The sequence below is a fragment of the Mucilaginibacter terrae genome (assembly GCF_042679325.1).
GTDB lineage: Bacteria > Bacteroidota > Bacteroidia > Sphingobacteriales > Sphingobacteriaceae > Mucilaginibacter > Mucilaginibacter terrae.
Genome location: NZ_JBHTMJ010000011.1, coordinates 1 through 16,500 on the forward strand (window position 1 = coordinate 1; position 16,500 = coordinate 16,500).

Below are 16,500 nucleotides of genomic sequence, written 5' to 3' on the forward strand. Positions count from 1 at the left end.
GTGGTATACCGAGCTCTGATACAAAAAACTTAATTTTGTAAACTGTCTAACTTTTTGGGGTCACACCAATATGATGCAGCCTCTCTTTTTTATGTAATTTATTGGATTAACCCGGTAAAGAACGTTTTCTTTTAAGCGATCCTCAGAGCCCCGATTTTATTTGTATTATTAATAATTCACTTATTCTCATTTGATAACTGTCATCTTTTAAATCACTAAAAAAAACTAAGTGCGGTTTAAATTCCAACGTCTTTTTTAACTTCTATAGCATCCTGAACTGATTGTGGCAAGGCCGATAGTAAGTTAAAGCCATTACCTACCGCTGTTTCAATTTCGCGAACGGTAACTAAGTATCTGGTCCAGTCGCTATTGGTAGTATTGATGTTAGGCGTATTTACCGCGATAACCCTGATAGCGCTTGCATTACCAGCCCTGATCAAATCGCTGTTACCTGTTGGAATGATTACAGCCACTTTCCATACGTTAGTGGGTACGGCCACATGGCCGTTATCAATAGTAGTAACTACCGAAGCATTGTTTTTACCAACACCACCATTACCATAACTACCCATAACAATATAAACTTCGTTACCTGCAGTAACCTGGTTGCGTAAATAGCCTTCTAAGTTATTCCAGGTTTGCTGGTTGTTCTGTGGCGCCTGAGGAATCATGTTAGTCATCAGGAAAGTAGCCGAGTTAGCGTTAGCCGAACTGGTACGATCGGCCGACGGACAGTTGTGGCCCCTATCGAAACCGCTATTTTGATAACTGGTGCTTTGTACGGCATATGCGCCGGTTGGTAAACCGTTAAATGCAGCAAAATTATCTAAACGTGGAGTAGCATTAGTACTGCTGGTAGCATCTAAATGCCAGCTCACCCAATTAGGTGTACCGCGGGTGGCACTGTACGATTCTACAAAATAACCCATATCCAGTAAGTAGTTATCAACAGATATCGTAGCGGCACCCGATGGATTACCGAACAAAACATTGCTATTATCGCCGGTTACCGGAGGAGCATCAGCACCTAAAGTAACACCTCTGGCAGCAGCTGGCGTGCCTCCACCTGTATTACCTGCATTATCGTCTGGTGGTGTATCGCTGCCACCAATTGTAATGCCCGATTCGCCTATGCCTGTAAATGTGATATCATCAATATTTAAACGAACTTTGTTACTGCCGTTATATTCTGATGTATTAAATATTATAAAACGCTGTGCAGCAGTATCAGTTATTGGAAAAACGTGATTAACCAATATTGTATCTGTTTCCTTAACAGCCTCACCAATTTGAGTATAAGTTTTACCGCCATCATTAGATACTTGTAATACCCAACTGGCTTTTAAAGCAACCGGATTGGTAGGTGTTACAAACTGTTTATCAGCAAAATTGGCAATAGAACTTTTAATGGTTATACTCTTTAAATGTTTAACATCAAATTTCATGGCAAGATTACCATTTCGCTTGTCGTTATCTTTAGTTCCTTGAATACGAACAGATTTCTTACCATTTTTAATATCACCTTTATCAGTACCTAATAACGCTCCGTTATAACTCCATAAACCGGTTATAGTAGTAGCGTCGGCTACATCATAGCCTGGTTTTACACCGTTTTCAAAATCTTCAGTAATGGCATACGGTTTTGGAACAGCAGGTACTACAACCGGAACTGTGGGCTCCTCCGGCATAGGTTCGTCAATATCTCGTTTACAACTGGCTAATGCTAAAGGAACAAAAAGGTAAATGAGTAAATGTTTTAATTTCATATAATGTTGTTTGTGATTACAAAGGTGGTTTATTAATATTAACTGAATGTTAATTATGTATAGTGTAATAAAATTATCACAAACAATTAGTTAAAAAATTACCGAATTTGTTTTCATCAATTCAATCCATTGTAAATGAAAAAGTATTAGTTTCAAAATCAATTGGTAAGTAGGTGGCCGATTAAGAACTGCATTTGTTATTTTTGCATTATGGATATGTTCGATAACGTAGATAAAACCAATATTGATGAATTAGGCGAGTTTGGCTTAATTAAACATCTTACTAAAAATATACAGCTCAACCACCCGAGCACCATTAAAGGTGTGGGTGATGATGCTGCGGTATTGAACTATGCTGATAAAAAAGTATTGGTATCAACGGATCTGTTGCTGGAAGGTATTCACTTTGATTTGGCTTACACCCCGTTAAAGCATTTGGGCTACAAAGCCATACAGGTAAACCTGAGCGATATTTGCGCCATGAACGCCACGCCTACCCAGGTTACGGTTTCCATAGGCATGTCGAGCAAGTACACCTTAGAAGCCATTGAAGACCTATACGAAGGTTTTTACCTGGCTTGCGAAAAATATAATGTGGATATTATTGGCGGCGATACCAGTTCATCGAAACAAGGCCTGGTAATTAGCATTACAGTTTTAGGTGTGGCCGATGAAAAAGATATTGTGTACCGCAATGGTGCCCAGGAGGGCGATCTCCTTTGCGTATCGGGTGATTTAGGCGGCGCTTATGTTGGCTTGCAGTTATTAGAACGCGAAAAACGCATATTTTTAGAAAATCCTCAAATTCAACCCGACCTGGAAGGTAAGGATTACATTGTAGAGCGCCAGTTAAAACCTGATGCCCGTCAGGATATTGTAGCCTTATTACGCGATGTTAAAGTTACACCAACGGCTATGATCGATGTATCGGACGGATTAGCTTCGGAAGTTTTACACATTTGTAAAGAAAGTAACAAAGGTTGCCAGTTATATGAAGAAAAGATTCCTATTGACCCCATGACCTATGAAACCGCGCGAGAATTTGGTTTAGACCCAACCGTATGTGCCCTGAGTGGCGGCGAAGATTACGAACTGCTGTTCACTGTTAAACAAGCCGATTACGACAAAATTAAGAACGATGTGGATGTCAGCATCATTGGCTACATTACAGAGGCAGCAGCCGGCTGTAACTTAATTTCTAAAAGCGGAGCCGTGCATGAACTGAAAGCACAAGGCTGGAATGCTTTCAATAACACAAATAAAGCATAGTTAGCTTATAAAAAAAGACCGGAGTACAACCACGAAAGGCCGGAAGATTTAATATTCCGGCCTCTTTTGTTTTTAAGTTACCAGGGCTTTTGATATAAAATAACTGATTATCAGTTATTTGTATTTTTTATTATATTGATTTGCTATCTTAATGACAGAAATAAGATATGGCCATATTTAAAGATCATACCGTTATTGTAAAGCAGCTCTTAAGCTTCATTCCAGAGGGACAGATAGCAATTTGTCTGTGACGACAAAGATCGATCATTACACAAATGTTCTTCATGGTAACAAGCTTTTTTATTTGCTGCTCTATGGCATTTTTAGACAATGACAGGCTTAGCCAAGCGAAGCCTCGAGGACAAATTCCATTATTCGCTGTTCAAGATGCTTTTTTAACTTTGATGAAGATGAAATCAAAACGCCGTTTGCTATGGAAATAAGAGATTTGGCTATCGCACTTATCGTGGTACAATACGGAGGAGACCCCGGACTGTTTTTTAAACATAAAAATAGCCGGAATTTCTTCCGACTATTCGTGCCATTTTGTGCGGCTTTTCATATATACCATTCGCACATCTGCATCACCACGCATTTGCACATTTAAGAATTATTCTTCTACTACCTCGCTATGCGGGCTGGCCACTTCCTCTTCCTGTTTTTTGAAATAGTGATTTTGGTAGATGAGGATTAAAATCACACCTACCGATATGGCCGAATCGGCCAGGTTAAAGATGGGGCGGAAGAACTTAAATTCTTCGCCTTTCCATATCGGGAACCAATCGGGAAAATGACCTTGTATGATAGGGAAATAGAACATATCTACCACTTCACCCTGAAAAATTGGTTTGTTTTGATAAATTAAACCGTAAAAGGTAGAATCTACTATGTTACCCAGTGCGCCGGCAAATATAAGGGCTACATTTAATATGAGTCCGCGGTTATATTTATGCTGTATTAAATATACCAGCGCGTAACCAATACCACCCACGGCAAAAATACGGAAGATGGTTAAAGCCAGTTTACCGGCCACCCCTCCCCACTCCATGCCAAATGCCATACCGTTGTTTTGGGTATAAAGTAACATGCCCCTTTCGCCAATAAGATGGATCTCCTGGCCCATGTACATGTTTTTAACCACCCACATTTTAATGAGTTGGTCGGCCAGTAAAACCAGCGCAGCTAACAAAAAAGGTTTAACGTAAGATGCCTTCATGTATTACTGCTTCAGTTTAGCTTCCATGCTCATGGTGGTATGCGGCACGGCACGCAGGCGCTCTTTAGGGATCAGTTTACCGGTTACCTTGCAAACACCATAGCTTTTGGTTTCAATACGTACCAAAGCGGCCTCTAACTGCTCAATAAATTTCTTTTGGCGGGCAGCCAGTTGGTTAATCGATTCTTTTTCTAACGTGGCCGAACCATCTTCCAGCGTTTTGTAAGTGCCGGCGGTATCGTCGGTACCGTTCAAATTAGGGTTGCTTAACGATGATGCCAGGGCATTCAGTTCTTCACGGGCAACGCGGATTTTATCCAGTATAAGTTCTTTAAACTCTACCAGTTCCGAATCAGAATATCTTGTTCTCTCTGTTTGTGGTGTGCTCATTATACTTTACTTATCAAAATTATTATTTCGTTTTCGTCAATAACCGTTGTTTCACCTTCGGTTAAAGCATTATCTAACTGAATATCAACAGCTAAAATTTCGGCGCAAATATAAGCTAAATTGTTTTTAACCGCTTCGTTAATATACGGATGATCGCTCAGGCTTACGGTTATCTTATCGGTTACTTCCAGTCCGCTGTTTTTACGCAGGTTTTGTATCCGGTTAATCAGCTCGCGCGATATACCTTCCTGTTTCAATTCGTCGGTTAGCGTAACATCTAAAGCCACAGTAAGTTTGCCTAAATTTGCTACCTGCCATCCCGGAACGTCTTCAGCTATGATCTCAACGTCGGTGGTAAGTATGGTGTGGCCGGTTGCGGGAAGCGTTATACTGCCCTCCTTGTCTAATGTTGCTATATCATCCTGGGTAAACTCGCTAATGGCTTGTGCTACTGCTTTCATATCCTTACCTACCTTTTGGCCTAACGCCTTAAAGTTGGGTTTTATTTTACGGGTAATGAAGCCGGCTGTATCGGTGATGTATTCTATTGCCTTGATGTTAGTTTCCGAAAGGATCAGTTCTTTTACGGCATCAACCTGGTGCTCAAAGTTCTTATCCAATATAGGTAACAGGATTTTACTCAACGGTTGGCGTACGTTTATGCCCACTTTTTTACGTAATGACAGGGTTAACGACGATATATCCTGTGCTAATTGCATGCGTTGCTCCAGTTCTTTATTTACCTGCTCGGTTTGGTAAACCGGGAAATTGGCTAAGTGTACCGATTCAACTTGCTCTTTACCGGTAGCGGTGTTTAAATCGTTAAATAAACGCTCGGCAAAGAACGGCGCAATAGGCGACATCAGTTTAGAAATGGTAACCAAACAAGTATATAGCGTTTGGTAAGCCGAAACCTTATCAGTTGAGTTATCCGATTTCCAGAAACGGCGACGGCTCAAGCGTACGTACCAGTTGCTCAGGTGTGCGTCCACAAAATCCTGCATAGCCCGGGCAGCTTTGGTAGGCTCAAAATCGGCGTAAAAAGCGTCAACTTCCTGCGTAAGCGTATTTAGCAGGGATAAGATCCAGCGGTCGATTTCGGGGCGCTGGCTTAACTCAATTTCCGGTTCGCTGTAATCGAACTTATCTATATTAGCGTATAGCGAAAAGAAAGAGTACGTATTGTAGAGCGTTCCAAAGAATTTACGGCGCACTTCATCCAACCCCTCCAAATTAAATTTAAGGTTATCCCAGGGAGATGCGTTGCTGATCATGTACCAGCGGGCGGCATCGGCACCGTATTGTTCAATGGTTTCAAACGGATCGGCAGCGTTGCCCAAACGTTTCGACATTTTATTGCCGTTCTTATCCAGCACCAAGCCGTTAGATACTACGTTTTTAAACGCGATACCCGGGTTGCCGGTCTTTTCGTTCACAGCCTTAACTTCTTCACTCGCTTCGCTCAACATTACAGCTATAGCGTGCAGGGTAAAGAACCAGCCGCGGGTTTGATCCACACCCTCGGCAATAAAATCGGCCGGGTAGGCGGTAGCAAACGCTTCCTTGTTTTCAAATGGGAAATGCCACTGTGCATAAGGCATAGCGCCCGAATCGAACCAAACGTCAATGAGGTCGGGTTCGCGCAGCATTCTCTTTCCGGTCGAGGAAACCAGGATCACATCATCCACAAACGGGCGGTGCATATCTTCGAGCCTAAAGCCCTGCGGCATTAAACCGGCGGCAGCAGCCTTATCAATTTCCTGGTTAAGCTCTTCAACCGAGCCAATACATTTTTCTTCGTTACCGTTCTCCTCGCGCCAAATAGGCAACGGGGTACCCCAGTAGCGTGAGCGCGATAGGTTCCAGTCCACCAAGTTTTCCAGCCAGTTGCCAAAACGGCCTGTACCGGTACTTTCGGGTTTCCAGTTGATGGTTTTATTTAGTTCAACCAGTTTATCTTTAACCGCCGTGGTTTTAATGAACCAGCTATCTAACGGATAATATAGAATAGGTTCATCGGTACGCCACGAGTGCGGGTAACTGTGTTCGTATTTTTTAACATCGAAAGCCTTGTTCTCTTCCTTGAGTTTAATGGCTATCTGCACATCGGTTGCACGGAAATCGGGGGCAGAACGTTCGGCTTCGCTGTAATATTCTTCTTTAACGTAACGACCGGCAAAATCGGTTACCTCGTCCACAAAGCGACCTTGTTTGTTTACCAGCGGTACTTCCTTTCCGGTTTCATCCAGCACCATTACCGAGGGAACATTGTTCTCTTTACAGGCCCTGAAGTCATCCGCACCAAAAACCGATGCCGTGTGTACAATACCTGTACCATCATCGGTTGTCACAAAATCGGCCGGGATAACGCGGAACGCGTTTGTTTCCAGATCTTCATTGGTCACATAAGGCATCAGCTGTTCGTAATGCAAGCCTACAAGCTCTTTACCAAAAATGTGTCCGCTATCAGTAGGCGCACCAAAACGTATAGCTTTGTATGGAATTGATTTAGAAGTATTCGGATCGAAGCTTTGTAAGTCCTCATCGGAAAAAACCTCATGGTACTTCTTATTATCTAAAACTTTATGAGTTAAAGCATTCGCAAATATTACGGTTTCAGCAGTGTGAGTGTACTGATTAAATGTCTTAACAACTCTATAGGCAATGCTTTCACCAACAGCTAAAGCACAATTCGAGGGTAAAGTCCAGGGAGTGGTAGTCCAGGCTAAGATGTACAAATCGGTATCAACACCTTCGAATAAAAATGCTGAATCGCTATCGCGTTTAACCTTAAACTGGGCGGTTATACTGGTGTCTTTCACCATTTTATAAGTACCCGGCTGGTTCAGTTCATGCGAACTTAAGCCCGTACCCGATTTGGGCGAGTACGGCTGTACGGTGTAACCTTTATACAACCATCCTTTGTTGTATAGCTGTTTCAGTATCCACCAAAGCGATTCGATATACTCGTTTTTGTAAGTGATATACGGATCTTCCAGATCGACCCAGTAACCCATTTTTTCGGTCAAATCGTTCCAAACATCGGTATAGCGCATTACCTCTTTACGGCAAGCCTCGTTATAATCTTCAATAGAGATCTTTTTGCCAATATCGTCTTTAGTGATGCCTAACGATTTTTCAACCGCCAGTTCAATAGGCAAGCCATGGGTATCCCAGCCGCCTTTGCGTTTTACCTGGTAGCCCTTTAAGGTTTTATAGCGACAAAATATATCTTTAATAGACCGCGCCATAGCATGGTGAATGCCGGGCATACCATTGGCCGATGGTGGTCCTTCGTAAAAAGTATAGGGATTACTGGCAGGCCGGCTGCTGATGCTTTTTTCAAAAATATTGTTCTCTTTCCAGAACTCTAAAACATCCTTGCCTATCTGCGATAAATTTAACTGTTTATATTCCTTGTACATCAGCGTTTTCCACAAAAATTAAGAGGTGCAAAAATACGGATTTTTAAGGTAATAATTTAGTTTGATTAGTGGAAATGTATGGTTAGTTACAGGCGCAAATAACCGTTTAGCCTGTTGATAGTGGTTAAAAAAAGCCAAAAGTAATTGCGATAGCGACGGGGCAACCGAACGATTGCATATCTAAACATGTGCGGTTGCCACGCTATCGTTCGCAATTGACAAGGATATTATTGATGCTTTTGCTTGTAAATATTTTCTAAGCTTTGGAGGTATTCAATAGCCTCATTATTAAATACCGGCGGGTGCGTAGCATCTTTTTTAGCTGCTTTATTGTACAGGTAGATAAACTGAAAAGGGTTATCGGCTGTATTGAGCATTTGCTTTTTATAACCGTTGTTCACTATAGTGCGGGCCATATAAAATCCAGGCATGTGCCCGGCCGATGAACGCAGCAGCTTACGGTAACTTTTTTCATTTTGAAAACTAATGCCTTTGGATTTTACCATTGCCACTAAATTGGAATCTAAAGTTTTAATGGTAACAGGGGCGTGTTTCAGCAGCCAATCGGCAATTTCATCCGGGTCGCCGGGCTGGGCAAGCATCGGTACTTTATCTATCATATCGGCAATACCTTCGTTTTGTATGCTTCTGATGGCGTAAAGCAAACCTTCATGCTCGGGTTTAATGTTTTTAAACTCCATTTGGGTACGTAACTGGTGGTGCAGTTCGTGGGCTTCTAAAATGCCATTCTTAATTTTAGAATTATTTACACCCGCCATAAGGCTAACAAAGATGCCATTAGGATATGATACCGCGTCCATAGCCAAACCGTTATAATAAAACTTCAGGTTTTTAACATGGTGACGGTCTTTTTTAGGAAGATATTCGTACACGTACTTATACATTACCGCTTTATAAGCCGGGCTTTGCAGGGTTTGCTGCAGGTACGTTTTCAGTGAATCTTCCTGGTCTTTATACCGCTTAATGAGTATGGCGTACCAGTATTTAGCTTTCAGGTTTTTTTGCAGGCGGGCATCGTTAGCGGGCATATAAACCATTTCGAGCGCACGGCGGTAATTCACCAGCGAAACGGAATCGAACACCGAATGCGCGTAGGTTTTGTTGCCTTCGAGGTTGATGAAAGCGGTCCATTGGTCATCGGTAATAGGTTTGTTCTTTTTTAGCGAATCGGTAAGTTCCCAATATTTTAAGGCGGCGTCTATATTAATGGTTTGCGCTTTTAAAGCAGGGGCCAGCGATAGGATCATCATAAACATGATAAAGGCTTTTTGCAAATGCTTTTTCATAACAGGTTTTGTTTGTGCAGCAAAGGTGCCTTGTGCCATTCGGCTGTTAAATTGTATTATCTCAACCGGCTGTTTTATTATACCAACTTGTTATTTTCACTTAAAGAGGGTTTGGAATAAGAAAGTACGGGGTTGGTGTAATAAATTTATAAGCCAACCGCTAATATGTAGTTTTACACCATGAAGCAAAAAGCAAAACTATATCACCTGGGCGGCTGGCTGCTGGTAGTAGCTTACGACCTGGGTAGTATATGGAGGGAGGGCGGTAAAAATGCAAGGGTTAGCATGCTATTGCAGTTTTCTTTTTGTATAAGCATGGTTAGTGTGTTCTATTACTGCTTTTTGTTTGCTTATCCCCGTTATTTAAAAAAGGGCAAAGCGCTGCAATTAATATTGGCCTTACTCTTTGTGCCTATTGTTTTTTCCATTACCCGATACTTGTTAGAACAAGTGCTATACCCACCGTTATTTAACGTAAGCAATTACTACGGTGATGTAAATTTGCTATATTATTTGTGGGATAACTTATACTATGGTGTAGCGGTAACGGTGGTGAGCGCCGCTATATGGAGTGCACAGCAGGCTTTTAATCAGCAAGAAGAAAACGAAACGCTAAGAAAGGAAAAACAACAGGCCGAACTCGCTTTTTTACAAGCGCAAATTAACCCGCATTTTCTATACAATACGCTTAACTATATTTACTCGCTGGCCTATCCCATATCCGATCCGTTGGCTAATGCCATTATTAAGCTTTCCAATTTAATGCGTTATATGCTGCATGAAAGTGCCGATGGTAAGGTGGATCTGCAACAGGATATAGACTACCTGAAAAACTATATAGATATTTATCGCCTGCGCTTTGAAGACAATTTTTTTGTAGAATTTAATGTAGATGAAAATTTATCGGGAAAGCGCATAGCGTCCTTAATGCTGATCCCTTTTGTTGAAAATGCCTTTAAGCATGGTATAGTTAATGATGCTGACCGACCTGTTAAAATTCAGATCAAGCTGATTGGTGATAAGCTGATTTTTACTGTAAGTAATAAGATAAGCCGTAGTCAAAAAGATCAATCGAGCGGTATTGGTCTTGATAATACGCGCAGACGGTTGCAGTTATTGTATCCCGGTCGGCACGAACTACTGATTGCCGATAATGGACAATCGTACAAAACCACGTTGAACATCGAGCTTTAACCTTAAACTTTTTTATCATGAAAAATTTGAACTACTCAGGTGGCCTGGCTTTGCTATGCCTTTTACTCACCGGTTGTTACACCATACGTGCTGTAAGATGGTGGGAACCCGGTTTAGATGATGTCAACAAATTTAAATCGGTAAGGGTTACGGCATCCAGCCAACCGTTTGCTTTTATAGACGGTACCGGCATTAGCAAGAATCAAAAACTAAAAACTTACCTCGATACTTTTTTAAACCGCACTAATACCGATGCGTTTGTGGTGATCAGCCACGATACTATTTTATATGAGAACTATCCCACCGGCAACGCAACGGCTACACATCCCAGCTTTTCGATAGCTAAATCTTTTATAGGCACCTTAATAGGTATAGCCGTAGATAGGCGGCTGATTAGCTCAACCAACAAACCCGTGATTGATTACTTTCCGGGTTTAGCGAAGAACGATACCCGCATGAGCAAATTAACCATACAGCATTTGCTGGATATGCGCGCCGGTTTAGCCTTCAACGAGAATAAGGAAACCGCCTTCGGCGAAATTACCAAACTGTACTATGGCCGGTCTTTAAAGCGGCAGGTGAACCGAATAAAGCTGAAGACCGATCCCGGCACTAAACTCGAATACCAAAGCATCAGCACACAGTTACTGGCTGCTATTTTAGAAAAAGCTACCGGCAAAAACAAGAGCAACTTGTTTTACTTACGGCTGCACTCGGCCGATTTTGAAGCCGAAGGTATTCTACAACAAACCATCTATGTAAACCCCGATAATGGCGTGATCATTGTTCGCTTAGGCAATTACCCCAACAAACGCGTGAACTTTCCTGATAACTTTATACCCGGGCTTGGGCGTCAGTTATAACTTTATTAAATATATATTATAAAAAGCGGCGGTAGCATACTACTCAGCCGCTTTTGGGTTTAATGATGTCTTCCTTCCATAAATAATTGCTAATTTCGGGTAACCCAATCACTAATTAGTTAAATACCAAATGACTACCAGTTTTTTGAACAGGCATAAACAAAACATCTTTTACGGCTTGTTGTTAGCCGTGCTGCTGTTTGTGCTTAAATGGCTGGAGTTGCGGTTGCTCATTATTAACCATGCTTTTGAAATTTACGCTGGGGCAATAGCCATTATGTTTACGGCCTTGGGTATTTGGCTGGCCCTCAAACTGGCCCGCCCCAGGGTGGAAACACGTGTTATAGAAAAACAGGTTTATGTGCGGTCTGATCGTGGTTTTACACTTAACGAAAACGCCCTCGCCGAACTAAACATGAGCCGCCGCGAGTTGGAAGTATTACAACTGATGGCCGGTGGTTTAAGCAACCAGGAAATTGCCGAACGCCTGTTTGTATCGCTCAATACGGTTAAAACACATTCGGCACGCGTGTTCGAAAAAATGGAAGTAAAGCGCCGTACGCAAGCCGTAGAAAAAGCAAAGCGGATGAGCTTAATACCCTAACATGTATAAACTGCAAATGGTTGTGCTGAGCCTGTCGAAGCATTTGCCGCTTTGCTAAGGCTTTGACAAGTTCAGCAGGACATAAGAGAATTTATTCGGTAATGGGTTGCCTGTTGGAGCATTGCACCATATAAAGCATTCAACCATAGTACAAAAGGATGAATAACCAGCATTTTACGCAAAATCACCCGAAAGTATGAGTGTGAAACAGTGGCGGCAACGCATTTTTGAGCCATCAAATAATATAATATTATGAAGAAAAACATCTGGATCTTTGGTGGAATTGCCGGCTTTATTGTGGCTGCATTTATGGTAATCAGTTCGGCACTCTGTTACCACAGCAATACTTTTGAAAGCAGCATGCTGCTGGGTTATGCCGGTATGCTGCTGGCTTTTTCGTTTGTATTTGTAGGAATTAAGAACTACCGAGATAAGTATAACAACGGCATGGTAAGTTTTGTACAAGCCTTAAAAATAGGCGGCCTTATTATGCTGATCGCCTCCAGTGTTTATGTGGTAGTTTGGCTATTCGATTTTTACTTGTTCATCCCCGATTTTATGGATAAGTACATAGCCCACACCATTACGCAAGCTAAAGCCAATGGTGCTACACAGGCGGAGCTAAGTAAGCAAATAGCCGAACTTGTTCCATACAAAGAAAAATACAAGAACCCGATATGGGTAATATTGCTAACCTATGCTGAAGTATTGCCTGTAGGTATTGTAGTAACGCTAATTAGCGCATTAATTTTAAAACGCAATACACCTAAAACTAATGCGGTTATTGCCTAAGCACAGCTTTAACGCGTCTGTTATTCCTCGCGGATGATCTTATAAAATCCATCGCGGTAAGTCTCGCCTATAGGAATTGCCTGGTCTTGTATGTAAATGGTATGTCCATCTACCATGCGGATCTTGTTGAGCGATATAATATAAGATTTATGCACCCGGTAAAAAGGCGGCTGGGGCAGTTGTGCTTCCAGATCGCGCAGGGTTTGGTAGGTAATTAATCGCTGAAGCGGCGTAAATACCGATACGTAATTTTTCAGTCCCTCTACATATAAAATATCATCGTAGCCCACCTTTAAAAACTTGTTCTTGCTATCGCCCTTAATAAATATGTAGTTAGGCGAGGCATCGGGGAGAGCGGGAAGCGGGGCGCTTGGTGTGTAATTTGAAGGTGGCAAAACTGCGGGTAGTAAATAGTTCAACGCTTTTTGCGCTGCTTTAAAAAACCGATCGAAGGCAACAGGTTTTAACAAATAGTCTAATACATCGTGCTCGTAGCCTTCCAGGGCATACTCCGGGTAGGCGGTGGTTAATATCACCTTACATTTGCTGCCGCATAGTTTAAGAAACTGAATACCAGTGAGCTCGGGCATTTGAATATCCAGGAAAACCAGATCGATATTGCCCTGTTGCACCATGCCAAGTGCATCAATGGCACTGGTGGTGGTACCGGCCAGCTCCAGAAACGGCACTTTGTTTATATAATCAGCAATAATCTTAACCGCGTAAGCTTCATCATCAACCGCAATGCAACGTATCATAAATGCAAAAAAAACAATATTTAGGCTAACACGGCCACATTAATACGCAATATTTAAAGTTATGTTCTCTTATTTAGTATTGAAGCAGAAACTCACCCCAAAGCTAAACTCGGCAATAGTGACACGATGCGTGCACCTATTACCGGCGTAGCCCTCTTTTATTTGCTGCGTTAATAGGAGGTTTTAAAACTTTACCTTCTATCACCCGAATGCGCTTAACGTCGCCCGCATCTACAGTAGCCCATGAACCATCGATTAGTGAAACCGCGTGTGCCTGAAGGTTTGCGGGTGCCGGTGCAATGGTATAGCCGGTTATTTTAAGGGTATAAAAATTGCTGATCTCAATACCGTCGGTAAAATAGGGTTGTTACCTCAGGGGCCCAGGTTATAATAATATTATTATAATTAAACCCGATGTGTTACGAGCCATTACCGCCGGAATGTTGCTGGCAAATAGAGCCTTGCTTTGGTCGGTATTCACTCTAAAATCTATATTTCCACCGGCTACTTCGTTAAGGCTACTGTTTTGCAATTTGAAGATTACATCATCAAACCGTACATTTTGTATAGGGCTTTCTTTTGAACCGTACAGCAGGATCTGGTTCTCGCCAGTGCAGTTCAAACTGCTGAAACTGATATTTTTGATAATGCCTAACTTTATAACCGGCTTGCCCCGTACGGCCGATAAGTGTACAGGTTCGCCGTTACCTACCCAACTCCGGGTACGCAACCCGGTTTGAATATACAGGTTATTAAAGGCCATGTTTTCCAGTGAACCTTCATCGCGCAAAATAAGTGCAACGCCCCGTGCCGGGTTAGTAATGTTCACGTAGTTTACGCTTATGTTTTTTACAGATCTTTTTTCTAAAGATGAGACGAGAATACCCGTGGAGCCGGACTGCAGGCTGCAATTACTTATAGAAATACCGTAAGACAAGTGAGGCCCCATACTAAAGCCGTCTATCTGCAACTGATCGTCAAAACCCGCAACGGCAATGGCATTATTTCCCGTGTGTATATCACAAGCGTTAACCACTATATTTTTACTGTCGCTAATGTTAATGCCCGCGGCATCGGGCAGGTGCAGGTAGCTCCATATTCGGGCACCATTTATTACAACGCCGGCACAGGCAACTAAACAAAGCGCCCGGGCGGGCGCGTTAAGCAGGGTTATGTTTTGTACCCTTACGTTTTTACATCCGGCAAATACCACCATTTGTTGCGGGTGGTCAAAAGCCAATACGGGGCCATCGCCTATGCCGTTCAGCACATTCCGGTAATTGCTTTTTTGACGGGTGTAGCGCATAAGCGCAGTATCTATTTTAATGGTTTTAGTAAAATCGAAGAAGTCGGAATTATTACCATCAATGGTGCCCGTGCAACATATGGTTACGTTGCTTGCATTGGTAGTAAACAGGACGCCGTGGTATGATTGACCTGAACCCGGAGAGGTATAGCTTTCATGGTCTTTAAGGTTGGCACTGCCCAGCAGAACAGCATCTTTTTGAAGATAAAGAGTAATATTGCTTTTAAGGTGTAGGGTACCAGTAATAAATTTGCCGGCCGGAATTAATACCGTATCACTGCCATTTTTGTCGCGGGCGTCAATTGTTTTTTGTATGGCTAAGGTATTTAGCGTTTTACCATTGGCCCTGGCACCATTGTTATTAATATTGTGAATTTTACCGAATGATAGCGCGGTGATAAAAAACAGGAAAGGCGGGCATAAAAAAACCTCATTAATTATTAAAATAAGCTGTTTAAAAATATGTATTTATACGATAAACGGCTTGTTGCCCGGCAGAGCCCATACCCCAAATTAAAGCAGATGTATGTTTTGCAGGTTACCTTCGTCTTTCAACTTTTTAAGATAAGGCGTTTGCAACGCCGTTTTAAAAGCATGTGCATGCCGCGGATGGTGCATATCGCTCGATATATAATCTACCATACCTGCGTCAACCAAAGTCTCGGCACTTTTTTTAACCTCTTTACCATAATAGCCCGTGAGCGAAATGGCATTGAGCTGAATGCGGCAACCCCAGCTGCGCATACTTTCAGCCTCCTGCAGGGTAAGGTATGGGTAGCGTTCCGGGTGGGCCAGTATAGGTGTTAAACCCTTATCGGTTATTTTTTGAATGGTATAAATTACATTTGGCGGTTTGCTGGTGAATGCCAGTTCAAATAATACATACTGGTTGTTAATCAGCATCAGTTCGTTGTTATCAATTAACTTGGTAAAAAACTCGTCGTAGTAATGTTCGGCAGCAGCCTGTATGGCAATATCTATATTTTCGGTTTTTAAGTGTTCCGTAAGCGTGTTTAGCGCGGTATTAATAGTGGTGGCGTTATTCTTATAATAATCGGCCATAATATGTGGCGTGGCAATAATTTTTTTGATGCCCAACGCCACCATCTCGCGTATCAGCACTACCGATTCTTCTACAGATTGTGCCCCGTCATCAATACCCGGGAGCACATGCGAGTGCATATCAACCGAAACAAAATCGTAATCAAATATTTCCTGTGGTTCTTTTTTCTTTTTGCTGAATAATCCGAACATAACCTTTAAAGCGATAAATAGATGCTTTTTTAAATTTGCTAAATGTACACTTTAATAATACAGTACTTAAATCCATTACAACGTTTAATTACCGGCCCGTTATATCATTATATTACGTTCTTATAAAGTAATATTATAAAAATATAATTTCATATTAACAAATAAACTACAATTAATATAAAATGATATTTGTTTAAAGAAATAGATTATTACTTATTGGTTTATAAAACATGATCATTAAAGGAAACCCTAATTAAGTTTAAATATATAAGTATTAACACTATTATATATTTGTATATATTTGTGTAAAACAAGTTTTGGCAACTTAACCGGATTAAAGACTCCCCTGCTTATAA

The 16,500-nt window shown here is 41.7% G+C and carries 13 protein-coding genes; 5 read left to right on the forward strand and 8 right to left on the reverse strand.

The features are described 5' to 3' along the window. Positions 1 to 236 precede the first annotated feature (236 nt). Positions 237 to 1,766: a DNA/RNA non-specific endonuclease gene (locus tag ACFQ3S_RS09570; protein WP_377163719.1), complete on the reverse strand. Its 1,530-nt coding sequence runs from the start codon at positions 1,764 to 1,766 to the stop codon at positions 237 to 239. Positions 1,767 to 1,982: 216 nt separating this feature from the next. On the opposite strand from ACFQ3S_RS09570, the gene thiL reads away from it, so the two are divergent. Continuing rightward, complete coding sequence (gene thiL / locus ACFQ3S_RS09575; RefSeq protein ID WP_377163721.1) at positions 1,983 to 3,035, forward strand: thiamine-phosphate kinase; 1,053 nt, start codon at positions 1,983 to 1,985, stop codon at positions 3,033 to 3,035. Positions 3,036 to 3,645: 610 nt separating this feature from the next. On the opposite strand, the gene ACFQ3S_RS09580 is transcribed toward thiL, so the two are convergent. The 4 genes from ACFQ3S_RS09580 to ACFQ3S_RS09595 form a co-directional block, all read right to left on the reverse strand. After that, entirely contained in the window at positions 3,646 to 4,251 is a 606-nt protein-coding gene (locus tag ACFQ3S_RS09580) for a lipoprotein signal peptidase (RefSeq protein ID WP_377163723.1), read from the reverse strand. Positions 4,252 to 4,254: 3 nt separating this feature from the next. After that, positions 4,255 to 4,641, reverse strand: coding sequence for a TraR/DksA family transcriptional regulator (locus ACFQ3S_RS09585; RefSeq protein ID WP_377163725.1), 387 nt, complete (start codon positions 4,639 to 4,641; stop codon positions 4,255 to 4,257). Further along, a complete protein-coding gene (gene ileS / locus ACFQ3S_RS09590) occupies positions 4,641 to 8,066 on the reverse strand; it encodes an isoleucine--tRNA ligase (protein ID WP_377163727.1) in 3,426 nt (1,141 codons plus the stop codon). The genes ACFQ3S_RS09585 and ileS overlap by 1 nt, the downstream gene beginning before the upstream one ends. A gap of 227 nt (positions 8,067 to 8,293) precedes the next feature. Then, a complete protein-coding gene (locus tag ACFQ3S_RS09595; protein WP_377163729.1) occupies positions 8,294 to 9,373 on the reverse strand; it encodes a DUF5700 domain-containing putative Zn-dependent protease in 1,080 nt (359 codons plus the stop codon). Between the two features lie 180 nt (positions 9,374 to 9,553). Between ACFQ3S_RS09595 and ACFQ3S_RS09600 the strand changes: the two genes are divergently transcribed. The 4 genes from ACFQ3S_RS09600 (at position 9,554) to ACFQ3S_RS09615 (ending at position 12,826) form a co-directional block, all read left to right on the forward strand. After that, positions 9,554 to 10,567 carry a sensor histidine kinase gene (locus ACFQ3S_RS09600; RefSeq protein ID WP_377163731.1) on the forward strand — a complete coding sequence of 338 codons (1,014 nt, stop codon included), beginning with the start codon at positions 9,554 to 9,556 and terminating at the stop codon, positions 10,565 to 10,567. 17 nt (positions 10,568 to 10,584) lie between these two features. After that, positions 10,585 to 11,430, forward strand: coding sequence for a serine hydrolase domain-containing protein (locus tag ACFQ3S_RS09605; protein ID WP_377163733.1), 846 nt, complete (start codon positions 10,585 to 10,587; stop codon positions 11,428 to 11,430). A 130-nt stretch (positions 11,431 to 11,560) separates the two neighbouring features. Beyond that, the gene (locus ACFQ3S_RS09610) at positions 11,561 to 12,034 is read left to right on the forward strand and encodes a response regulator transcription factor (RefSeq protein ID WP_377163735.1); all 474 of its coding nucleotides are present in this window, start codon (positions 11,561 to 11,563) and stop codon (positions 12,032 to 12,034) included. A gap of 252 nt (positions 12,035 to 12,286) precedes the next feature. Beyond that, entirely contained in the window at positions 12,287 to 12,826 is a 540-nt protein-coding gene (locus ACFQ3S_RS09615) for a DUF4199 domain-containing protein (protein ID WP_377163737.1), read from the forward strand. Positions 12,827 to 12,846: 20 nt separating this feature from the next. On the opposite strand, the gene ACFQ3S_RS09620 is transcribed toward ACFQ3S_RS09615, so the two are convergent. The 3 genes from ACFQ3S_RS09620 to ACFQ3S_RS09630 form a co-directional block, all read right to left on the reverse strand. After that, on the reverse strand, positions 12,847 to 13,584 hold the full coding sequence (locus tag ACFQ3S_RS09620; RefSeq protein ID WP_377163739.1) for a LytR/AlgR family response regulator transcription factor: 738 nt from the start codon (positions 13,582 to 13,584) through the stop codon (positions 12,847 to 12,849). A gap of 385 nt (positions 13,585 to 13,969) precedes the next feature. After that, positions 13,970 to 14,890 carry a glycosyl hydrolase family 28 protein gene (locus ACFQ3S_RS09625; RefSeq protein WP_377163742.1) on the reverse strand — a complete coding sequence of 307 codons (921 nt, stop codon included), beginning with the start codon at positions 14,888 to 14,890 and terminating at the stop codon, positions 13,970 to 13,972. A 513-nt stretch (positions 14,891 to 15,403) separates the two neighbouring features. Continuing rightward, positions 15,404 to 16,144 carry a tyrosine-protein phosphatase gene (locus ACFQ3S_RS09630; RefSeq protein ID WP_377163744.1) on the reverse strand — a complete coding sequence of 247 codons (741 nt, stop codon included), beginning with the start codon at positions 16,142 to 16,144 and terminating at the stop codon, positions 15,404 to 15,406. Positions 16,145 to 16,500 lie beyond the last annotated feature (356 nt).

Coding starts and splice junctions, on each gene's coding strand:
- ACFQ3S_RS09585 (WP_377163725.1), bottom strand. CDS start 4,641: ATGAGCACACCACAAACAGAGAGAACAAGATATTCTGATTCGGAACTG.
- ACFQ3S_RS09605 (WP_377163733.1), top strand. CDS start 10,585: ATGAAAAATTTGAACTACTCAGGTGGCCTGGCTTTGCTATGCCTTTTA.
- ileS (WP_377163727.1), bottom strand. CDS start 8,066: ATGTACAAGGAATATAAACAGTTAAATTTATCGCAGATAGGCAAGGAT.
- ACFQ3S_RS09610 (WP_377163735.1), top strand. CDS start 11,561: ATGACTACCAGTTTTTTGAACAGGCATAAACAAAACATCTTTTACGGC.
- ACFQ3S_RS09620 (WP_377163739.1), bottom strand. CDS start 13,584: ATGATACGTTGCATTGCGGTTGATGATGAAGCTTACGCGGTTAAGATT.
- thiL (WP_377163721.1), top strand. CDS start 1,983: ATGTTCGATAACGTAGATAAAACCAATATTGATGAATTAGGCGAGTTT.
- ACFQ3S_RS09595 (WP_377163729.1), bottom strand. CDS start 9,373: ATGAAAAAGCATTTGCAAAAAGCCTTTATCATGTTTATGATGATCCTA.
- ACFQ3S_RS09570 (WP_377163719.1), bottom strand. CDS start 1,766: ATGAAATTAAAACATTTACTCATTTACCTTTTTGTTCCTTTAGCATTA.
- ACFQ3S_RS09615 (WP_377163737.1), top strand. CDS start 12,287: ATGAAGAAAAACATCTGGATCTTTGGTGGAATTGCCGGCTTTATTGTG.
- ACFQ3S_RS09630 (WP_377163744.1), bottom strand. CDS start 16,144: ATGTTCGGATTATTCAGCAAAAAGAAAAAAGAACCACAGGAAATATTT.
- ACFQ3S_RS09600 (WP_377163731.1), top strand. CDS start 9,554: ATGAAGCAAAAAGCAAAACTATATCACCTGGGCGGCTGGCTGCTGGTA.
- ACFQ3S_RS09580 (WP_377163723.1), bottom strand. CDS start 4,251: ATGAAGGCATCTTACGTTAAACCTTTTTTGTTAGCTGCGCTGGTTTTA.
- ACFQ3S_RS09625 (WP_377163742.1), bottom strand. CDS start 14,890: ATGCGCTACACCCGTCAAAAAAGCAATTACCGGAATGTGCTGAACGGC.